At 60.3% G+C, this 20,008-nt stretch carries 18 protein-coding genes and 1 pseudogene; 5 read left to right on the top strand and 14 right to left on the bottom strand.

Going from position 1 to position 20,008, the window contains the following annotated elements; genetic code table 11:
* Window positions 1–12: 12 nt before the first annotated feature.
* From J7E41_RS02250 to J7E41_RS02215, 8 genes are all read right to left on the bottom strand, one after another.
* Window positions 13–1,389: an LLM class flavin-dependent oxidoreductase gene (locus J7E41_RS02250; RefSeq protein WP_214989767.1), complete on the bottom strand. Its 1,377-nt coding sequence runs from the start codon at window positions 1,387–1,389 to the stop codon at window positions 13–15.
* On the bottom strand, window positions 1,389–2,582 hold the full coding sequence (locus J7E41_RS02245) for an SfnB family sulfur acquisition oxidoreductase (protein ID WP_214989765.1): 1,194 nt from the start codon (window positions 2,580–2,582) through the stop codon (window positions 1,389–1,391). The genes J7E41_RS02250 and J7E41_RS02245 overlap by 1 nt, the downstream gene beginning before the upstream one ends.
* 40 nt (window positions 2,583–2,622) lie before the next feature.
* Complete coding sequence (locus J7E41_RS02240; protein WP_214989764.1) at window positions 2,623–3,864, bottom strand: SfnB family sulfur acquisition oxidoreductase; 1,242 nt, start codon at window positions 3,862–3,864, stop codon at window positions 2,623–2,625.
* 186 nt (window positions 3,865–4,050) lie between these two features.
* Window positions 4,051–4,827, bottom strand: coding sequence for a hypothetical protein (locus tag J7E41_RS02235; RefSeq protein WP_214989763.1), 777 nt, complete (start codon window positions 4,825–4,827; stop codon window positions 4,051–4,053).
* 373 nt (window positions 4,828–5,200) lie between these two features.
* Window positions 5,201–5,947, bottom strand: a complete 747-nt coding sequence (gene tcyN, locus J7E41_RS02230) for an L-cystine ABC transporter ATP-binding protein TcyN (RefSeq protein ID WP_214989762.1) — start codon at window positions 5,945–5,947, stop codon at window positions 5,201–5,203.
* A 3-nt stretch (window positions 5,948–5,950) separates the two neighbouring features.
* Window positions 5,951–6,616, bottom strand: a complete 666-nt coding sequence (tcyL, locus tag J7E41_RS02225) for a cystine ABC transporter permease (RefSeq protein WP_214989761.1) — start codon at window positions 6,614–6,616, stop codon at window positions 5,951–5,953.
* Window positions 6,616–7,410, bottom strand: coding sequence for a cystine ABC transporter substrate-binding protein (gene tcyJ, locus J7E41_RS02220; RefSeq protein WP_214989760.1), 795 nt, complete (start codon window positions 7,408–7,410; stop codon window positions 6,616–6,618). The genes tcyL and tcyJ overlap by 1 nt, the downstream gene beginning before the upstream one ends.
* A gap of 172 nt (window positions 7,411–7,582) precedes the next feature.
* Window positions 7,583–8,575, bottom strand: a complete 993-nt coding sequence (locus J7E41_RS02215; RefSeq protein ID WP_214989759.1) for a D-cysteine desulfhydrase — start codon at window positions 8,573–8,575, stop codon at window positions 7,583–7,585.
* Window positions 8,576–8,741: 166 nt separating this feature from the next.
* Between J7E41_RS02215 and epsC the strand changes: the two genes are divergently transcribed.
* Both epsC and betT read left to right on the top strand, forming a co-directional pair.
* Window positions 8,742–9,668 (top strand): serine O-acetyltransferase EpsC, encoded by a 927-nt coding sequence (gene epsC, locus J7E41_RS02210; protein ID WP_214989758.1) that lies wholly within the window; start codon window positions 8,742–8,744, stop codon window positions 9,666–9,668.
* 380 nt (window positions 9,669–10,048) lie between these two features.
* Window positions 10,049–12,010, top strand: a complete 1,962-nt coding sequence (betT, locus tag J7E41_RS02205) for a choline transporter BetT (protein ID WP_214989888.1) — start codon at window positions 10,049–10,051, stop codon at window positions 12,008–12,010.
* 3 nt (window positions 12,011–12,013) lie between these two features.
* Here betT and J7E41_RS02200 read toward each other — a convergent pair whose 3' ends face one another.
* Both J7E41_RS02200 and J7E41_RS02195 read right to left on the bottom strand, forming a co-directional pair.
* Window positions 12,014–12,265 carry a hypothetical protein gene (locus J7E41_RS02200; protein ID WP_214989757.1) on the bottom strand — a complete coding sequence of 84 codons (252 nt, stop codon included), beginning with the start codon at window positions 12,263–12,265 and terminating at the stop codon, window positions 12,014–12,016.
* A gap of 209 nt (window positions 12,266–12,474) precedes the next feature.
* The gene (locus tag J7E41_RS02195; protein WP_214989756.1) at window positions 12,475–13,206 is read right to left on the bottom strand and encodes an SDR family oxidoreductase; all 732 of its coding nucleotides are present in this window, start codon (window positions 13,204–13,206) and stop codon (window positions 12,475–12,477) included.
* Between the two features lie 126 nt (window positions 13,207–13,332).
* Between J7E41_RS02195 and J7E41_RS02190 the strand changes: the two are divergent.
* The 3 genes and pseudogenes from J7E41_RS02190 to mgrA form a co-directional block, all read left to right on the top strand.
* A pseudogene (locus tag J7E41_RS02190) lies at window positions 13,333–13,737 on the top strand (LysR family transcriptional regulator); the annotation flags it as partial.
* A gap of 172 nt (window positions 13,738–13,909) precedes the next feature.
* The gene (locus J7E41_RS02185; RefSeq protein WP_214989886.1) at window positions 13,910–15,241 is read left to right on the top strand and encodes an OprD family outer membrane porin; all 1,332 of its coding nucleotides are present in this window, start codon (window positions 13,910–13,912) and stop codon (window positions 15,239–15,241) included.
* 108 nt (window positions 15,242–15,349) lie between these two features.
* Entirely contained in the window at window positions 15,350–16,387 is a 1,038-nt protein-coding gene (mgrA, locus tag J7E41_RS02180) for an L-glyceraldehyde 3-phosphate reductase (protein WP_214989755.1), read from the top strand.
* Window positions 16,388–16,454: 67 nt separating this feature from the next.
* Here the strand turns inward: mgrA and tauD are convergent, their stop codons facing one another.
* Genes tauD through tauA form a run of 4 tightly spaced genes read right to left on the bottom strand, consistent with a single transcriptional unit; the run spans window position 16,455 to window position 19,955 of the window.
* Window positions 16,455–17,291: a taurine dioxygenase gene (gene tauD, locus J7E41_RS02175; protein ID WP_214989754.1), complete on the bottom strand. Its 837-nt coding sequence runs from the start codon at window positions 17,289–17,291 to the stop codon at window positions 16,455–16,457.
* 55 nt (window positions 17,292–17,346) lie between these two features.
* Complete coding sequence (tauC, locus tag J7E41_RS02170) at window positions 17,347–18,183, bottom strand: taurine ABC transporter permease TauC (protein WP_214989753.1); 837 nt, start codon at window positions 18,181–18,183, stop codon at window positions 17,347–17,349.
* The gene (gene tauB, locus J7E41_RS02165; RefSeq protein WP_169357358.1) at window positions 18,180–18,959 is read right to left on the bottom strand and encodes a taurine ABC transporter ATP-binding subunit; all 780 of its coding nucleotides are present in this window, start codon (window positions 18,957–18,959) and stop codon (window positions 18,180–18,182) included. Before tauB ends, tauC begins: the two co-directional genes overlap by 4 nt.
* Window positions 18,960–18,977: 18 nt before the next feature.
* Window positions 18,978–19,955, bottom strand: coding sequence for a taurine ABC transporter substrate-binding protein (tauA, locus tag J7E41_RS02160; RefSeq protein ID WP_214989752.1), 978 nt, complete (start codon window positions 19,953–19,955; stop codon window positions 18,978–18,980).
* Window positions 19,956–20,008: the final 53 nt, after the last annotated feature.

The following is a 20,008-nucleotide window of genomic DNA, read 5'->3' as shown; positions in this document are numbered from 1 at the left end:
GAGCAACGAAAATTAATATGGGAGTGGGCTTGTGTGGGAGCGGCGGTAGGTAGAACCGATGTGTTGCTCGGGTAAGTGAGCCGAGCCATGGAAAACCTTCTCCCGCAGCGTCCCTTGCTCATATGCCGTCTTGTACGACCCGCGCCGCTGCAACTCCGGAATCACCAGTTCGATGAAGTCCACATAGCTTTCCGGCGTGACGATGCGTGTCAGGTTGAAGCCATCCAGGCCGGTTTCGCTGATCCACGATTCCAGTTCATCGGCCACCTGTGCAGGCGAGCCCACCAGGGTGATGTAGCGACCGCCGAGGGCGTGTTGCTCGAGCAATTTGCGGCGGGTCCAGTCGTTGTTTTGCAGATTCTTGGTGGCTGACTGGATGGCGTTGCTCTTCACGTACTGGATCGGCTCATCCAGTTCGTACTGGGAAAAGTCGATAGCCGTGGACGCGGAAAAATGCGCCACACCCGCTTCGGCGCTGGCGTAACTCAGGTACTCGGCGTGCTTGGCCCAGGCAGCGTCTTCGGTGGCGCCGACGATCACGTTCAGGCCCATGAACACCTTGATGTCATCGGGGTTGCGTCCGGCTTCCACCGCGCTGGCGCGTACTTTGTCGACCTGAACCTTGGTCGAGGCCTTGTTCTGCCCGCTGATAAACACGCACTCGGCATGGCGCCCGGCGAACAGCAAACCGCGATCCGAACTGCCGGCCTGGAACAGTACCGGGGTACGTTGCGGTGACGGCTCGCAGAGGTGATAACCCTCCACCTGATAGAACTCGCCCTGATGTTCGACCTTGTGCACCTTGCCCGGTTGGGCATAGACCCGTGCCTTTGGATCGTTGAGCACCGCATCGTCTTCCCAACTGCCTTCCCAGAGTTTGTAGAGCACTTCCAGGTATTCGTCGGCCTGGTCGTAGCGGCGGTCGTGCTCGACCTGCTCGCGCAGGCCCATGGCCTTGGCGGCGCTGTCCAGGTAGCCGGTGACGATGTTCCAGCCCACCCGGCCACGGCTCAGGTGGTCAAGCGTGGACATGCGCCGGGCAAACAAATACGGCGGTTCGTAGGTGAGGTTGGCGGTCAGGCCGAAACCGAGGTTTTTGGTGACGGCGGCCATGGCCGAGACCAGCAGCAACGGGTCATTGACCGGCAGCTGGATCGACTCTTTGAGGGGGACGTCTACCGAGTTCTGGTAGACGTCATACACCCCGACGATGTCGGCGATGAACAAGCCGTCGAACAGCCCGCGCTCCAGCAGTTGTGCCAGTTCGGTCCAGTATTCGACGGTTTTGTATTGAGTTGAATTGTCCCGTGGATGAGTCCACAGCCCATGGTTGATATGCCCGATGCAGTTCATGTTGAAGGCATTGAGCAGGATTTTCTTTTTGCTCATTAGATAGTCCCCCGTAGCGGCGGGTTTTCATCGTTGAGGTAGTAATTGCCCACCGCGTGATACTTCCAGCGCACCGGGTCGTGCAGGGTATGCACCCGGGCGTTGCGCCAGTGGCGGTCCAGGCCGTGCTCGGCCAGGGTCGCCTGGCTGCCGGCCAGCTCAAACAGCACGCTGCTGGCGGCGAGAGAAATCTCGGTGCTCAGGGCACGCACTTCGGCGACCGCAATGGAGGCTGCCGCGACGGTCTCGGCAGTGCTGTCGGCCTGGGCGCGGTCAAGGAACTCACCGGAACGTTCCAGCAACGCCTCGGTGGCGTGCAGGCGAATACTCAAGTGGCCGAAGCTTTTCAGGGTCAGCGGATCTTCGGTGGCCTTGTCGCTGCCGGAGTCAATCCACGGCCGGGTCTTGGTTCGCACAAAATGCAGCGCATCCTCGAAAGCGGCGCGGGCGATACCGGTGTCGATGGCGGCGTGAAGGATCTGCGCCAGTGGGCCGACAGTGGTTGGGCGTTCAAAGGCGCTTTGAAACGCCAGCACGTCTTGAGCGGCGACCCACACGTTATCGAACACCACCGAGCCGCTGCCGGTGGTGCGTTGGCCGAAGCCGCTCCAGTCGTCGATCACCGTCAGACCCTCGCTGTCCCGGGGGACGAAGGCCAGTTGCTGGACGCCATTTTCATCCACCACCGAGGTGGGGATGCGTTGGGCGTAGATCGCACCCGTGGAGTAAAACTTGCGGCCGGTGATGCGGAATCCATCACCGTCTCGGGTCAGCTTGGTGATGCGGTCGTGGGCCGTCTTGGTGCCCAGTTCCGCCAGGGCATTGCCGAAGCGCTGGCCATCCAGTACTTCGGCGTAGAGACGTTTTTGCTGCTGCGGACTGCCATTTACACGGAGTACTTCCAGTGCATAAAAATGATTCTGCGGGATCTGGCCTAACGAAGCGTCAGCCTGGGCAATCAGTGCCGTGACCTTGGCCAGGGTGACATTGGAAACGCCCGCGCCGCCGTATTCCTTGGGCACGCTGATGCCCCACAAACCGGAGCGGGAAAACACGTCGAGCTCAGGCAAGGGCAGGCGACGCTCGCGGTCGCGCTGGGCGCTGTCACGGCGAAAGTCTTCAGCCAGATCGCTGGCGACAATAAGGGCTTGTTCGTCGCTGGTGATAACCGCGACGTGGTGAGAAAGGGTCATGAGTTTCTCCAGAAGCTTGTTCGAAAAGTGTTCTGGTCGGTTAAATCCAGGAGTGTCGGGCCGGCAAAGTGCCGTTCAGGTGATAGGCGCCCACCGCGTGATACTTCCAGCGCACCGGGTCGTGCAGGGTGTGTACCCGAGCATTGCGCCAGTGGCGGTCAAGGTTGAATTCAGCGAGGGTGGCGCGGCTGCCGGCGAGCTCGAACAGCTTTTCGCTGGCCAGCAGTGAAATCTCGGTGGTCAGCACTTTGGCTTCAGCCACGGCAATCGAAGCCCGTGCGGCCGATTGCGCGGTGATCGGCGCGGCGCTGACTTGATCCAGCACTTGGCCAGCCTTGCGCAGCAGGGCCTCGGCCGCGTGCAGTTCGATTTTGAGTTTGCCGATATCGGCGATCACGTAGAGGTCGTCGCTGGCCCGTTCGACCTTGGCGTCGATCCACGGGCGCGAGCGTTCGCGTACAAAGCTGATGGTGTCGTCGAGGGCGCCACGGGCAATGCCGGCGTCGATGGCCGCCTGGATCAATTGCGAGACCGCACCCTGAACATTCGGGGTTTCTCCCAGGCGCCAGTTCTCCACCACCAGTTCGGCGTCGACCGGGACGTGGTTCAACAGCAGGGTGCCGCTAGCGGTGGTGCGTTGGCCGAAGCCCGACCAGTCATCAACGATGCGCAGTCCCGGTGTGCCGCGACGCACGAAGGCCATGACTTGTTGGTCGTTATCGTTCAGCGCCTTGACCGCGACCCAATGGGCAAACAGCGCACCGGTGGAATAGAACTTCTGACCGCTGATGACGAAGCCGTCACCGTGGGCGGTGATGCGGGACTTGAGTTCCAGAGTGTTTTTAGTGCCGCGTTCCGGGCCGCCATTCCCGATGCGCCAGCCGTCCAGCACGCTCTGGAACAGCTGCTTTTTCTGCTGCTCGCTGGCGATGCCTTGCAGCAGGTGCAGGATGCCGAAGTGGTTCTGAGGGATTTGCCCCAGAGCCGGGTCTGCGGCGCTGATGATGGCAAATACCTCGGCGAGGGTCTCGAAGGACACTTGCGGGCCGCCGTACTCACGAGGAATGGAAATACTGCCCAAGCCACTGGCGGTGAACTGCTCGATTTCGGCCCAGGGTAATTTGCGTTGCTGATCACGCCGCGCGGCTTGCAGGCGAGCCGCCTGAGCCAGCGCATGGGCAGCGTCAAGGGCCTCGGCGTTGCTGCGCAGCACCTTGGCGGGCAACAGCAGTGGGGCAGTGTCCAGATCACTCTGGAAGGGTGTTTCTGCCAAGTTAGACATCAGCGCCGCTCCTTGGCTGCACGCAATGCCCTGGCGTTACGCACCGGGGTAATTCTGACCATACCGACCTCGCATCCGTTGAAAAAATAAAAAAGAATCAGGAATGTCCGGTGGTCCGGTGCATATACCCTAAGCGTGTTAATTCTTTAAATAAACTAACTTTTAGGAATATGCATAGAAGGTCTGTTACCCAGGCTCACAAGGCGAGCCTGGGCGACGTGGTTGATAGGTCAATACGGTTCGGATTGAGGCCTGAGGATGGGCGGCGGCGATCCGCAAGGTTCGGGCGGGCGCCCAGCGTGAGTTGTTGCCGACCCGGTCGAGGATGCAATAGGTGACTTCCAGACGGTGATCGTCCCCCGCCTCCTGAATCAGCGTGGAGGGCACCCAGACCTGTATCGGTTGGCCGATGTCGCGCGTGTGGATCGCCGGCAGGTCCAGGCGCGCATCACCCCAGCGCAGGGTAATTTCATCATCGGTCGCCATGTTCAGATACGGCTCGATGGCCAGCGGTACGCCGCGCCGGATCTGGCTGCTGTTGACGCCGTAACGACGGATCGTTTTAGGCAGGCTCACCGGTGCCAGGTTCTGGTTTTCATCGCTGAACAAGGCAGTGGGCTCTCCGCCCGGACAGTCGGTCTTTACCAGCACGCGAACGGTGACTGATCGAGCGGGGCCATTCCCGACCTGCATGACTTGATAATAGACACGTGCCGTCCCGCAGTGGATGAAGCTTTCCGGTACCCGCAAGCGAGTCGGCGTGCCGATTTTGCCGGCGGTTATGCGCCGGGAGGCGACAAAGCAATCGTTCCAGAACAGCTCGATCAGGTCGCCCTCGTCCATGCCGGGGTAGGGCGCGATATCGACCTGCAGTTGCGTGGCGGCAAGGGCATTGATGCCTTGTCGATGTACCTGGGGCAAGGTCGGGGCGGCGAGAGTGGCGAGGGTTGAAGTGCGGGTCATAAATATTCTCCTTGATGCAGCCAGCAGCAATCGTTCCGAACATTAAGCGCGGGCAAGCGCCGTAGTTTGAAAGGAGCGATTTAATGAATAGCCAGAATGGGATCCAATCCACTTGGTATTAGATAAGAGAGTTGGTTAGTTGGCGTCAAGGGGGTGAAACGGCTAAAGGAGAAGTTACGACTTATTCAGAAGGGTCTTACTGGAGAGGCGCTTTTCAGGGGTGGTCTGTGGCGACTTTTGCCCAATGAATATTGGGCATTTCCGAAAAGTGGGGAGTGGACTGATATTGCCGAAAAGAAACGTTAAGCCGTGAAGTTTCTTACAACGTTATTTTGCTTTTGTAGGAGCGAGCTCGCTCCTACAAAGAGCAGGTTTAGTGAGTGAGAAACTTGCTGAGAAACTGCCGTGTGCGTTCTTCCTTGGGGTTGGCAAACAATGCCTTGGCTTCGCCTTGCTCGACGATAACGCCTTTGTCGAAAAAGACCACCCGGTTGGCCACATCCCGGGCAAAACTCATCTCGTGGGTGACGATCACCATGGTGCGGTTTTCTTCTGCCAGGCTGCGGATGGTCGCTAGCACTTCACCCACCAGCTCCGGGTCCAGGGCAGAAGTGGGTTCGTCGAACAGGATCACTTCCGGTTCCATGGCCAGCGCGCGGGCAATCGCCACCCGTTGCTGCTGCCCACCGGACAGGCGCCGTGGGTAGGCGTCTTCCTTGCCCGCCAGGCCCACCTTGGCCAACAGCTTGCGCCCGAGGGCCTCAGCCGCGTCCCTGGACATCTTCTTGACCACCAGCGGGCCTTCGATGACGTTTTCCAGTGCGGTGCGGTGGGGGAACAGGTTGAAGTTCTGGAACACAAAACCGACGTGCTGGCGCAGGCGCCGTACCAGGCCCTGTTGCTGGTTGAGCGGGCGGCTGGTGTCGATCTCGATATCACCGACCTTGATCCGCCCGCTGGTGGGTTCCTCGAGAAAGTTCAGGCAGCGCAGGAAGGTGGTCTTGCCGGAACCGCTGGGGCCGATGATGGCGACGACTTCGCCTTCCTTGACCTCCAGGTCGATACCATTGAGCACCACCTGGCTCTTGAATTGTTTGGTCAGTTTTTCAACCACGATCATGCTTCAAGACTCCTGGTCATGCCGATTGACCCGTGCTTCCATACGGTTCTGCACGTGTGCGAGAACACTGGCAAGAATCCAGTAGATCAAGGCGGCGGACAGATACATGGTGAAAATTTCGAAGGTGCGGGCAGACACCAATTGCGCCTGACGGAAGAGCTCGGGCACCTGGATGGTGGCGGCCAGCGCGGTGTCCTTGACCAGCGAAATAAAGCTGTTGCCCAACGGCGGCAAGGCCGTACGCATGGCTTGCGGCAGGATGGCCCTGCGTAGGGTTTGCGCGCGGGTCATACCGATACTAGCGGCGGCTTCCCACTGGCCACGCTCGATTGAACTGATGGCGGCGCGCAGGATTTCACACGCGTAAGCCGCCATGTTCAGCGAAAAGCCGATCATGGCAGCCGGGATCGGATCCAGTTCGATACCTACTTGCGGCAAGCCGTAATAGATCAGGAACAGTTGCACCAGCAGTGGCGTGCCGCGAAAAAAAGACACGTAGACCCGGGCAAGGAAGCTCACCAGCTTGAAGCGCGACAGGCGCATCAATGCCAGGCCGAAGCCCAGCAGCAAACCGAAAAACATCCCGCCGAGGCTAAGAATCACCGTGTAGTACGCGCCCTTGAGCAGAAAGGGCGCGGAGTCCAGCGCGAGTTGGAAACCTGCTTCCATTATTGAGTGACGTCAGCGTTGAAGTACTTTTCGGACAGCTTCTTCAAGGTGCCGTCGGCGCGCAGCTTGTCGAGCGCCTTGTTCACGGCAGCCAGCAGTTCAGGCTCGCCTTTGCGCAGGGCAATACCGGCTTCCTGACGTGAGAAAGCAGCACCTGCAGCGGCGGTATCCTTGGCTTTCTTGGCATACTCCAGCGCTGCCAGGCGGTCGATCAGGATGGCGTCGACACGGCCGATGCGCAGGTCCTGGAACTTGGTAGGGTCATCGTTGTAGGTTTTGACGATGGCTTTGGGTTGGTTTTCCTTGAGCCATTGTTCGTAGTTAGTGCCTAGGCCCACACCGATTTTCTTGCCGGCCAGGTCGTCGGCGGTCTTGATGGTGTCGACGTTTTTCGCCAAGGTCAGCGCCTGGATACCGGAGATGGTGTACGGCGTGGAGAAGTCGTACTTTGCTTTGCGCGCGTCGGAGATGGTCACCTGGTTGATCACTGCGTCCAGGCGCTTGGACTCCAGTGCTGCGAGGATGCCGTCCCACGGGGTAGCCTGCAACTTGACCGTCACGCCCAGCTCTTTGGCCAGGGCTTCGGATAACTCCACTTCAAAACCGCTGAGCTTGCCACTCTCGTCAACGAAGCTGAACGGCGGGTAGGTGCCTTCCACACCGACTTTGAGCACGCCGGCTTTTTTGATATCAGCCAATTGCTCGCCGGCAACCGCCTGGCTCAGCCAGCCAGCCCCTAGTGCCAGCCCCAATGTGCCGACCAGTAACGTGCGACGGAATACAGAAATAGTCATGACAAGCCCCTGTGTTTTTTATGTGAGCGAAGCAGGTGACAGCAGTAAACGTATCCTGCCTTAAAGCGCCGTGTGCGTCTGCGCCTGCGGCGTGACTATAAAACGGGTTTTTAAGACTTGAAAATAATATAAAAGAATCCTGTTATTCCTTTATGGAATACAAGGGAGGTATTCAGAACATCGAATCATAAGCGAACAATGCCGGCGCGCCGCCGGTGTGCAGGAAGATGATCGGCCCGTCCTCGAAACGCTGGCGGCCAATGCCATCCAGCAATCCGGCCATGGCCTTGCCGGTGTAGACCGGGTCCAGCAACAGGCCTTCCTGGCTCGCCAGCAGTTTGATCGCCGCCAGGGTGCCGGCGTTTGGCTCGCCATAACGGGGGGCGAAGTACTCGTCCCACAAGGTCACCTTGAAGCTTGGCGGGATAGCCATGCCGAGCAGTTCGGCGGTGCGTTCGGCCAGGCCTTGCACCTTGGGCCGCTGGGCCTCGTCGGTGCGCGAGACGGTGACGCCGATTACCGGCAAGTCCGGCAGTACTTCACTCAGCGCCAACGCCAGGCCGCTGTGGGTGCCCGCGCTGCCGGACGCCAGGACCACGGCGGCGAATTGAATGCCGCTGTCTTCAATCTGCCCGGCCAGCTCCAGCCCGGCGCGCACATACCCCAGGGCGCCGAGGGCATTGGAGCCGCCAATCGGTACCAGGTACGGCTTCTTGCCATTGCTGCGCAGGCGGTCGGCGAGGGCGTTGAGCTGCTGGTCGACGTTATCCAGGTTTTCCACCAACTCGACCTTGGCGTCGAACAGTTCCAGCAACAGGCGGTTGCCATTGCCCAGGTAGTTGGGGTCTTCGGTGCCGGTGGGGTTTTCCAGCAGGGCCACGCAGCCCAGGCCGAGCTTGGCCGCCAAGGCAGCGGTCTGGCGCACATGGTTGGACTGGATGGCGCCGGCGGTCACCAGGGTATCGGCACCTTGGGCGAGGGCATCGGCCGCCAGGTATTCGAGTTTGCGCAATTTGTTGCCGCCCATGGCCAGCGGCGTGGTGTCGTCGCGTTTGACGTAGATATCACGGCCCAGCCAGGCCGACAGCCGCTCGAGTTTTTCCAGAGCAGTGGCTCCGCCCAGCAGTTCCAGACGGTTAAAACGATCGAGCTGTTGTTTGATCATGGCTACGCACGGATGGTCAGAGATTAAGGGACTATAGGCAGGCACTTTTCATCGGGCAACCGTCAATCGCTTATTTCGAATAGTTCTTACCATCGCACTAATGGTTCTTAAGGCCGCTCAGGTTTCATGCCGTAAAGTGATGGCCATTTCGTCAGGAGTGAAGACCGTGAGTGATCGTTCCAGCCATTGGCAGTTACAGACTATTGTCAGCCAGTTGCGCAGCGCCCGGGACCAGTGGCGCACCCGCAACGGCCGAGTCAGCGGTGAGCAGGGCGGGCGCGAGCTGCCTTCGCGGGACGCCGTGGCGCAGATTCTTGAAGCCTTGTGTGGGGCGTTGTTCCCGATGCGCCTGGGGCCGGTGGATTTGCGTGAGGAGAGTGAAGACTTCTACGTCGGCCATACCCTGGATGTGGCGTTGAACGCCCTGTTGGCCCAGGCGCGATTAGAACTGCGTTACGCGGCACGCCAAGGCGGGCAACAGGACATCGAGATCGATGCCACCGCTATCCGCCTGATCCAGGATTTCGCCCTCGCATTGCCGGCGCTGCGCAGCCTGTTGGACACCGATGTGCTGGCCGCGTATCACGGCGATCCGGCGGCTCGCAGTGTTGATGAGGTGCTGCTGTGCTATCCGGGGATCCTGGCGGTGATTCACCATCGCCTGGCTCACCATCTGTATCGTGCCGGGTTGCCGCTGCTGGCGCGGATCAGCGCGGAAATCGCCCATTCTGCCACGGGTATCGACATCCACCCTGGCGCACAGATTGGCCCGAGTTTCTTTATCGATCACGGGACGGGTGTGGTGATCGGCGAGACGGCAATCATCGGTGAGCGGGTGCGCATTTATCAGGCGGTGACCCTGGGGGCCAAGCGCTTCCCGGCGGATGAGGACGGGCAATTGCAGAAAGGCCACCCGCGTCATCCGATCGTCGAAGATGATGTGGTGATCTACGCTGGGGCGACGATCCTGGGCAGGATCACCATTGGTAAAGGCTCGACCATTGGCGGTAACGTGTGGCTGACCCGCAGCGTGCCGGCGGGGGCGAACCTGACCCAGGCGAACTTGCAGCATGATGATGGGACGCAGAAGTAGTTTGCGAACACATCATTCAGGGTAATGAAGACTCAATGTGGGAGCTGGCTTCTGTGGGAGCGGGCCCGCTCCCACAAGGGATTGCATTCCAAATCAGGCCATTTTTTCGCTCAGTCATCACTGAACGTTTTGCCGTCCTCACCCGTCATACCTTTCCTTGAGCTAGTGTAGGAACAACCTACCGCTCGGCCCTGCGATTAGTCCAAAAACGCCTATCCATGTTTAACTTGACTGTTCGTTCAAGTTAAACCGGTGGTTCGCTGCCCGCTCACAACAGGAGGCTTACCTTTGCTGAGTCCGTTTTTTACAGCCACATCCCACACCCTTGAGGTGCGCCTTTCATGAGTGCATCGTCCACACCTTCCAGCGGTCTGGTCCGCATGAACCCGCCGGTGTTTTACTTCGCCGCGAGCTTCATTCTGCTGTTTGGCCTGACCGTTATCGCTATTCCCGAACAAGCCGGTGCCTGGCTATTGGCTGCGCAAAACTGGGCGGCCAACACGGTCGGCTGGTACTACATGCTGGCGATGACCCTGTATCTGGTCTTCGTGGTGGTCACCGCGTTATCGGGCTACGGCAAGATCAAACTCGGTGCCGACCACGACGAGCCCGAATTCAGTTACCTGTCCTGGGCCGGCATGCTGTTCGCCGCCGGGATCAGCATCACGCTGTTTTTCTTCTGCGTCTCGGAGCCGCTGACGCACCTGGTGCAACCGCCCCAAGGTGAAGCCGGTACCGCAGAGGCTGCACGCCAGGCCATGCAGATCCTGTTTCTGCACTGGGGCCTGCACGGTTGGGGTGTGTTCGCCTTTGTCGGCATGGCCCTGGCGTATTTCGCCTACCGGCATAACCTGCCGCTGGCATTGCGCTCGGCGCTGTACCCGCTGATTGGCAAACGCATCAACGGCCCCATCGGCTACGCGGTGGACGGTTTCGGCATTATCGCCACGGTGTTTGGCCTCGGTGCCGACATGGGCTTTGGCGTGCTGCACCTCAACTCCGGGCTCGATTATTTGTTCGGCGTGGCTCACACCCAGTGGGTTCAGGTCGGTCTGATCACCCTGATGATGGGCGCGGCGATCCTGGTGGCCGTGGCCGGTGTCGACAAGGGCGTGCGGGTGATGTCCGACATCAACATGCTGCTGGCCTGTGCGCTGCTGCTGTTCGTGTTGTTCGCCGGCCCCACCCAGCACTTGCTCAACACCCTGATCCAGAATATCGGCGACTACCTCGGTGCCTTGCCGACCAAGAGTTTCGATCTCTACGCCTATGACAAACCCAGCGACTGGCTGGGCGGCTGGACCGTGTTCTATTGGGCCTGGTGGATCGCATGGTCGCCGTTCGTGGGCCTGTTCATCGCGCGTATTTCCCGTGGCCGCACCATCCGAGAATTCGTCTTCGGCGTGCTGTTGATCCCGTTGGGTTTCACCCTGGCGTGGATGTCGATCTTCGGCAATAGCGCCATCGATCAGGTGCTTAACCACGGCATGGTGGCGCTCGGTCAGTCAGCCATTGACGATCCATCGATGAGCCTCTACCTGCTGCTGGAAACCTACCCGTGGAGCAAGACGGTCATTGCGGTCACGGTGTTTATCAGCTTCGTGTTCTTCGTCACGTCCGCCGACTCCGGCACCGTGGTGCTGTCCACCCTGTCGGCCAAAGGCGGCAACGCCGATGAAGACGGACCGAAATGGCTGCGGGTGTTCTGGGGCGCGATGACCGCACTGGTGACCAGTGCCTTGTTGTTTGCCGGCAGTATTGATTCGCTGAAGTCGGCGGTCGTACTGACCTCACTACCGTTCTCGATGATCCTGTTGCTGATGATGTGGGGGCTGCACAAGGCCTTCTACCTCGAATCCCAGAAGCAGATCGCGCAACTGCATTCCCTGGCGCCGGTCTCGGCCGCACGCAAGGGGCGTGGCGGTTGGCGCCAGCGTTTGAGCCAGGCTGTGCACTTCCCGTCACGGGATGAGGTGTACCGCTTCCTCGAAACCACCGTGCGCCCGGCCATTGAAGAAGTGACGGCGGTGTTCGTCGAGAAAGGCCTGAGCGTGGTCACCCAGCCTGATCCGGTCAACGACAGCGTCAGCCTGGAAATCGGCCATGGCGAAGAGCATCCGTTTATTTATCAGGTGCAGATGCGCGGCTACTTCACACCTTCGTTTGCTCGCGGTGGCATGGGTTCCAAAGAGATCAACAACCGTCGCTATTACCGGGCGGAAGTGCACTTGAGTGAAGGTAGCCAGGACTACGACCTGGTGGGCTACACCAAGGAGCAGATCATCAACGACATCCTCGACCAGTACGAACGGCATCTGCAGTTCTTGCACCTGGTTCGCTAAGGCTCAGGCCCTGCTGATAAACAGGGCCATTGCCACCACTGGCGCACCGAACACCACACTGCCGATCACCAGCTCCGACATCAGGGGCTGGCCGGCGGTGATCACGCCAATTGCACCGTTAATCACCGATAAAACCAGCCAGATCCCGACAAAACTGTAGGTGAGGATATGCCGGCTGGCGCCCAGTTTTTGGCCGATAAACAGCATCAGTGCCAGCAGGACCAGGCCGAAGGTGATGATTAGGGCGGTGTGCATGTTTGAAGTCTCCACCGGTATGAAAGCTGGATTCAGCGTAGCAGCGGTCGAGTAGAACGAGGACGAAGTCCTCGTAAAACCTGACACAACACGGTGGCTGATTCACGACTGCTGCGCAGTCGAACGCGGCCTCGTTCTACTCGACCGCTGCTACGTTAGAGGGCCGCGGCGCCAGCAGATCTTGCAGGCCAACACCTGGCGCGGGTGTTTCAGACCAACCCACCATTGGCCCGCAGGATTTGCCCGTTGACCCAGGCACCCGCCGGGCTCACCAGGAACGACACCACGCGGGCAATATCTTCCGGTTGGCCGAGACGTTCCAGGGGCGGCATTTTGGCGAGGGTCTGAATCTGCTCTTCGCTCTTGCCATGCAGAAACAGTTCGGTGGCCACCGGGCCTGGTGCGACGGCATTGACGGTGATGCCCCGGCCGCGCATTTCCTTGGCGAACACTTGGGTCAGGGATTCCACGGCCGCCTTGCTGGCGATGTACACCGCATAACCCGGGAAGTTGAGGCCAACCGTGCTGCTGGAGAAATTGACGATGCGCCCGCCGTCGTTCATGCGGGTGGCGGCTTCACGCAGTGCGTTGAAGGTGCCACGGGTGTGGATGTTGAACGTCTGGTCGTACAGCTCATCGCTGTGCTGGGCCAATGGCAGCATCTTGAGAATCCCGGCGTTGTTGATCAACACATCGACCTTGCCCAGCTGCGCTTCGGTCTCGTCGAACAGGCGCTTGACATCGGCGGGGCTGGCGACGTCGCCCTGGATCGCTATGGCCTGGTGCCCCGCCTGGCGAAGTTCGTCTACCAGTTTCGTGGCTTCGGTGGCGCTGCTGGCATAGTTGACGGCAACGGCATAACCGTCAGCGGCCAGCTGGCGGGCGATGACTGCGCCGATGCCACGGGAGGCGCCGGTAACAATGGCAACTTGAGTCGTCATGTGGGGTTTCCTTGGGGAAGTGGTTGGGTGTGACGGCAGATTCACATATTTACCCTGGCCGATAAATGCGCGCGAGCTGGTTTGACTGTTCAATAATCGCCAACAATCGGTACCCAGGAGTGCTGCGTGGATCAAGTCAAAGCGATGCGGGTTTTCGTACGAATCTACGAGCGCAGCAGCTTCACCCAGGCCGCCGATGACTTGAATTTGCCTCGGGCAACTCTGATTCACACCCTCAACCAGTTCGAAGCCTGGCTCGGCACCCGGTTGTTGGAGCGCAGCACCCGTCGGGTCCGCCCGACCCTGGATGGCGAAGCCTATTACCTGAGCTGTGTGCAACTGCTGGCGGAGCTGGAAGAGGCAGAGTTGGCCTTTCGTTCAGTGGCACCCAAGGGGCGCTTGCGGGTGGACTTGCACGGCACCTTGGGCAAGTATTTTGTAGTCCCGGCGTTGCCGCAATTCATGACGCGCTATCCGCACAGCCGGCACCTGTCGCCGAGGGTGCGAGTGTTTGTCGATGGGCTGGCCGACGTGTTCGCCGAGGCCTCTGAACCGGGGTTTTCTTAAATTTAATTTCATCCGCCAAACCCCCGGTTTGACGCGTAACTGTCATCTGGCCACTCCCTAATTGTGTGAAGCGTTTGACGCTTTCATTTCAGAACAGTGACGGAGACCGGTACCAATGAAGACGTTATTAAGCCCCATGGTGGGTGCCGCCATGGCGAGCTTTATGCTGTCCGCCCATGCCGACTTTATTGACGACAGCCACGCCGACGTGACCCTGCTCAACCGCTATCTCAACCAGCAGGGGCGGGATGTGGCTGGCAGCAGTGCCAAGGCCAAGAGCTACCGCGATTGGGGTCAGGGCTTTGAGTTCAACTTCAAGTCCGGCTACACCGAAGGCGCCGTGGGTTTGGGCCTGGACCTGCAGGCGTTCTACGGTTTGAAGCTGGATTCCGGTGGCGACCTCAACGACAAGGATCACCAGGGCCGCTATCCCGGCAGTATGTTCCCGCTGGATAACGGCAAGTCCGCCGATCAGTTTGGCGTGCTCAGCCCAACCTTCAAGATGCGTTTTCTCAAGGATGAACTGCGGGTCGGCACTCTCTACGGTAACAACCCGGTATTGGCCAACACCGACGGGCGCCTGTACCAGCAGACCAACACCGGCGTGCAACTGGTCTCCAAAGACCTGACCGATTTCACCTTCACCGCCGGCGATATTTTCAAGACCAAGATCCGCAATGAAACCGCCGACACCGGCATGATCACCGCCGGCGGTACCAAGGAAAGCGATCGCTTCCTCTTCGGTGGCGCCGACTACACCGGCTTGCCGGGCACCACTGTCAGCCTGTGGTACGCCAACCTTGAGGATTACTACCAGCAAGCCTTCCTCGGCGCCAAGCGCCATGACAGCTTGATGGTGGGCGCGATAGACAGTGATCTGCGCCTGTTTCGCAGCCTCGGTACCGGCGAAAACGCCGACGGCAACAAGGACTTCGCAGCGTCCGGTTTCTACGGTGGCGGCGGCACCAAAGGCCGGATCAACCAGTCGACCATCAGCCTGATGGAAAGCTACAGCCTCGAGGGCCACACCGTCGGTATCGGCGCGCAGAAAAACAGCGGCAACAGTGACTTCCCGTACCTCGACTCCGGCCTCAACAGCGGCGACGCCCGCCAAGCCCCGGGCTCGGGTGCCGACTCACCGGCGCTGACCAATCTGCAGTTGAACAAATTCCAGCATGCGGGCGAGCGCACCTGGCTGGCGCAGTACAAATATGACTTCGGCAAGGTCGGCCTCGACGGTCTGAAGTTCGCCGCCACCTACGCCCATGGCGATCAGATCCGCACCCCACAGGACAGCAACGCCAAGGAATGGGAACGTGATATTTCCCTGGCCTACGAAGTGCCCACCGGCAAACTCAAGGGCGTGGGCGTCACCTGGAAAAATGCCCACGCCAGCCCGGACATCACCGGTGCGACCGTCCAAGATGAAAACCGCTTCTATGTGAGCTATGTCGTTCCACTCTGGTAGGTCTTTGCTGTAAAAAGGATGGGCACACTTAAGCGATTCAGCTGGTTAAAAGGCTTGGGAATATCGTTATTCCCAAGCCTTACTTGCCCTAAGCCCAGAGAGGATTCGATGACTTACATTGCTGCCGAAAACCGCTATGAATCTATTCCTTATCGCCGCGTAGGCCGCAGCGGATTGGTGCTGCCGGCACTGTCCCTGGGGCTGTGGCACAACTTTGGCGACAGCACCCCCATCGACACCCAGCGCGCCTTGCTGCGCACGGCGTTTGACCTTGGGATCAACCACTTCGACCTGGCCAACAACTATGGCCCGCCCTATGGCAGCGCCGAGATCAATTTCGGTCGCCTGCTGCGCGAAGACTTCAAGCACTACCGCGACGAACTGATCATCTCCAGCAAGGCCGGCTGGGACATGTGGCCGGGCCCTTATGGCCAGGGTGGTGGTTCGCGCAAATACGTGTTGGCGAGCCTCGACCAGAGCCTGCAACGCCTCGGCGTGGACTATGTGGATATCTTCTACTCCCACCGTTTTGATGCCGACACCCCACTGGAAGAAACCGCCAGCGCTCTCGCCACTGCTGTGCAACAGGGCAAGGCGCTGTACATCGGCATCTCGTCTTACTCCGGGGCCAAGACTCGGGAAATGGCGGCGCTGCTCAAAGAGTGGAAAGTCCCGCTACTGATCCACCAGCCGGCCTACAACCTGCTCAACCGTTGGGTGGAAAAAGACTTGCTGGACGCCACCGACGAACTCGGTGCCGGGGTGATTGCGTTCACGCCGCTGGCCCAGGGTTTGTTGACCGACAAGTACCTCAACGGCGTGCCGGCTGACGCGCGGGTGAATCGTCCGGGGGGTGGTTCGTTGCAGGCCACGCATTTGTCCGACGCAAACATCGACCATGTGCGCGCCCTCAATGAGATCGCCAAGCGCCGTGGCCAGAGCCTGGCGCAAATGGCCTTGGCCTGGACGCTGCGCGACCCACGGGTGACCAGTGCGTTGATCGGTGCGAGCCGGCCGGAGCAGATCATTGAAAACGTCGGCGCGTTGAAGAACTTGAGTTTCAGTGCTCAGGAGCTGGCGGAGATTGATCGGTTTGCCCAGGAGGGCGGGATCAACCTGTGGGAGAAGCCTTCGATGGCGGAATAACCTGTCACAGTTCGGTCAATGTGGGAGCGGGCAAGCCCGGCTCCCACAGTTGTTTTGCGGTGTTCAATCAGAACGGTACATCCCCCAGAATCGTCGCTCGATGCATCACTCGCCTTTGCGGTCGGTAATCGTCGACGGCGTAGTGCTGGGTCACGCGGTTATCCCAGAACGCCACGTCGTTTGCCTGCCAGCGCCAGCGAATGGTGAATTCCGGGCGGGTCGCGTGGGCAAACAGCAGCTTGAGGATAGCTTCGCTTTCGGCAGGTTCCAGCTCGTTAATTCTGGTAGTGAAACCGTCGCTGACGAACAGTGATTTGCGTCCGCTCACTGGGTGAGTGCGGATCACCGGATGGGACAGTGGCGGATTCTTCCGGCGGGCTTCCTCCCAGCGGGCCAGGTCTTCAGGCGTATTGCCAAAACGTTCCAGCGGGAAGGATTTGGTGAAGTCGTGTGTGGCGGTCAAACCGTCGAGCAGGGCTTTCAAGGGTTCCGACAACGCTTCATACGCCGCAATGCCGCTGGCCCACAACGTATCGCCGCCAAACTCCGGCAACAGCTTGGCGCTGAGTATCGCGCCGAGGGCAGGTGTGGGCAGGAAGGTCACGTCGGTATGCCAGATCGCGTTATCACGTACGTCGGTAACGGCGGTGTCGAGGATCAGCACTTCAGGCTGTTCCGGCACGTTGGGGTAGATCGGGTGAATGTGCAGGTCGCCGAAATTCGCGGCAAACCGCGCTTGTTGCTGTGGGGTGATCGGCTGGTCGCGAAAGAACAGCACCGAGTGCTTGAGCAGGGCCTGTTCGATGGTGTTGCGCTGTTCGGCGCTCAGCGGTTGGGTGATATCGACGCCGCTGATCTGGGCGCCAAGGGCGGTGCTGAGGGGCGTTACGGTCAGGCTGCTCATGCTGTTCTCGCGAGTGTTGGGCGCCGAGCTGTCGGCGTGGTCAGTGCTGTTGTGCTTAGTGCGCCTGGCCGTGCCACGGGACCAGTTTGCGTTGCAGGGCGCGCAGCCCCATTTCCATGGCGAAGGCGATCAGGGCGATGACCAGGATCCCCAACACGACCACATCGGTGACCAGGAATTGCGCGGCTGACTGCACCATGAAGCCCAGGCCGCTGGTGGCGGCGATCAGTTCGGCAGCCACCAGTGTCGACCAGCCGACACCCAAGCCAATCCGTACGCCGGTGAGGATGTCCGGCAAGGCGCTCGGCAAAATCACATGGCGAATCAGTTGTGCCCGGGTCGCGCCCAGGGACTGCGCCGCACGCAGTTTGGCCGGGTCGACCGTGCGCACGCCGGTGGCGGTGGCAATGGTGATCGGCGCGAAAATCGCCAGGTAGATCAGCAGCACTTTGGACAGCTCACCGATGCCGCACCAGATCACGATCAGCGGCAGGTAAGCCAGCGGTGGAATCGGGCGATAGAACTCGATCAGCGGATCGAGAATCCCACGGGCAATACGATTGGAGCCGATGGCGATGCCCACCGGCACAGCCGTCAGCACCGCAAAACCAAGGCCTAGGCCAATCCGGCTGAGGCTCGCGCCCAAATGCTGCCACAGGGTGGAATCCATATAGCCGGTGGTCGCCAGCAGCCAGCCTTTTTGCAGGACGGCGGAGGGTGGAGGCAGGAATAGCGGTTCGATCAGGCCGCTGGCGGTGACGGCCCACCAGATGGCCAGCAAGGTAACCAAGGTCAGCACACTGATCCAACGGGTGCTCAAGCTGCGGCGCACGGGCGTTGCGGTGTTGGCGACGGGTTTGGCGGCCGTGGCCGGTAATTCATAACTGCTCATGCGGACACCTGCCGTTGGGAGAACACCTTGCCCAGCACGTGTTCGCGGGTTTCGATAAAGCGTGGGTCGGACTTGATCGCCCGCGCCGACTCACCGGCGGCATAGCGCTGGCCGAAGTCCAGGCTCAGGCGTTCGACGATCTGGCCGGGGTTGGGCGCCAGCAGGATCAAATCGGTGGCGAGGAATACCGCTTCTTCAATGTCGTGGGTAATCAGGAATACCGGCTTGGCCGTGCGCCGCCAGACTTGCAGCAGCAACTCCTGCATCTGTTCACGGGTGAAGGCATCGAGGGCGCCGAAGGGTTCGTCCATCAGCAGTACGCGAGGGTCTGCGGCCAATGCACGGGCCAGGCCGACACGCTGCTTCTGGCCACCGGACAGTTGCCAGATGCGGCGGCTGTCAAAGCCTGCCAGGTCCACCAGCGCGAGCATTTCTTTTGCACGGATTTCGCGCTTGGCCTTGGGCACGCCAGCCAACTCCAGACCGAAGCCGACGTTGGCCAGCACGTCCTGCCAAGGCAGTAGGGCGTCGTCCTGGAACACTACGCCACGTTCGGCACTCGGCCCCTTGACCGGCACGCCGTCGAGGGTGATGCGCCCGGCGCTGGGCTCGACGAAACCGGCAATCAGGTTCAACAGCGAAGTCTTGCCACTGCCGGAAGGGCCGAGGGCGACCAGCAATTGCTGGGGCCCAAGGCTCAGGGAAATATCCGCCAGCACGGGCGTTGTGGCGCCTGGGTACTGTGCGCTGATGCGCTCCAGTTGTAGCAAGGCCATCGCGGTTAACTCCTGGTATCAGTTAGTGATGAACTTGGGGCTGACGTACGGGGCGTAGTCCGGCAGCACCGCGTCGACCTTGCCTTGTTCCTTGAGGAACGCAGCGGTGTCGGTCACGGCTTTGGTGGTCGGAGCGCCGAGCATGGTGACCTGGTCCGCCGCCAGCGGGTAGACATTGCCTTGCAGCAGCAAAGGAATATCAGTGGCCTTGGCGCCGGAGAGTTTCACCAGCTTGTCGACGTTGCCTTTGTCGGCGAGCCAGGCTTGTGGGTCTTTGCGGTAAGCGGCGTAGGCGTCGAGAGTGACCTTGGCGAACGCGGTGACGATCTCTGGGTGTTTTTCCGCGAAGTCTTTACGCACGATCCAGGCATCGAAGGTCGGTGCGCCGAACTTGGCCAGTTCGCCGGAGGTAATGAGCACCTTGCCGTTTTCCTTGGCCACGCCCAGGGCTGGGTCCCACACATAGGTGGCGTCGATATCACCGCGTTTCCAGGCGGCAATGATGGCCGGTGGCGCGAGATTGAGGATGGTGACTTTCGAGGGGTCAATGTTCCAGTGCTTCAACGCCGCCAGCAGGCTGTAGTGGCCGGTGGAGACAAAAGGCACGGCGATTTTCTTGCCGATCAGGTCCTGCGGGCTGTTGATCCCGGAACCGTTACGCGCCACCAGTGCTTCGGCACCGCCGATCTGGGTGGCAATAAGGAAGGTTTCCACCGGGACTTTGCGGGTGACGGCAGCGGTCAGCGGGCTGGAACCGAGGTAGCCGATCTGCACGTCGCCGGAAGCGATGGCGGCGATGATGTCGGCTCCGTTGTCGAATTTGCGCCAGTCGATCTTGGCGTTGGTGGCTTTTTCATAAGCGCCGTCGGCCTGGGCGACTTTCGCCGGGTCAACGGTGGTCTGGTAGGCGATGGTGACATCGGCAGCCTGGGCAAACAGGCTCGCGCCGGCCAGGGAAAGCGCCGCCAGGAGGCGTAGGGGGAAATGCAGTTTCAAGGGAAAACTCCTCAAACAGGCGGCCGGGGGTCGGCGTGTGAGGAGACTAAATG

The organism is Pseudomonas fluorescens (genome assembly GCF_018614655.1).
GTDB classification, from domain to species: Bacteria; Pseudomonadota; Gammaproteobacteria; order Pseudomonadales; family Pseudomonadaceae; genus Aquipseudomonas; species Aquipseudomonas fluorescens_BX.
This window is presented reverse-complemented; position numbering and strand designations above follow the sequence as displayed.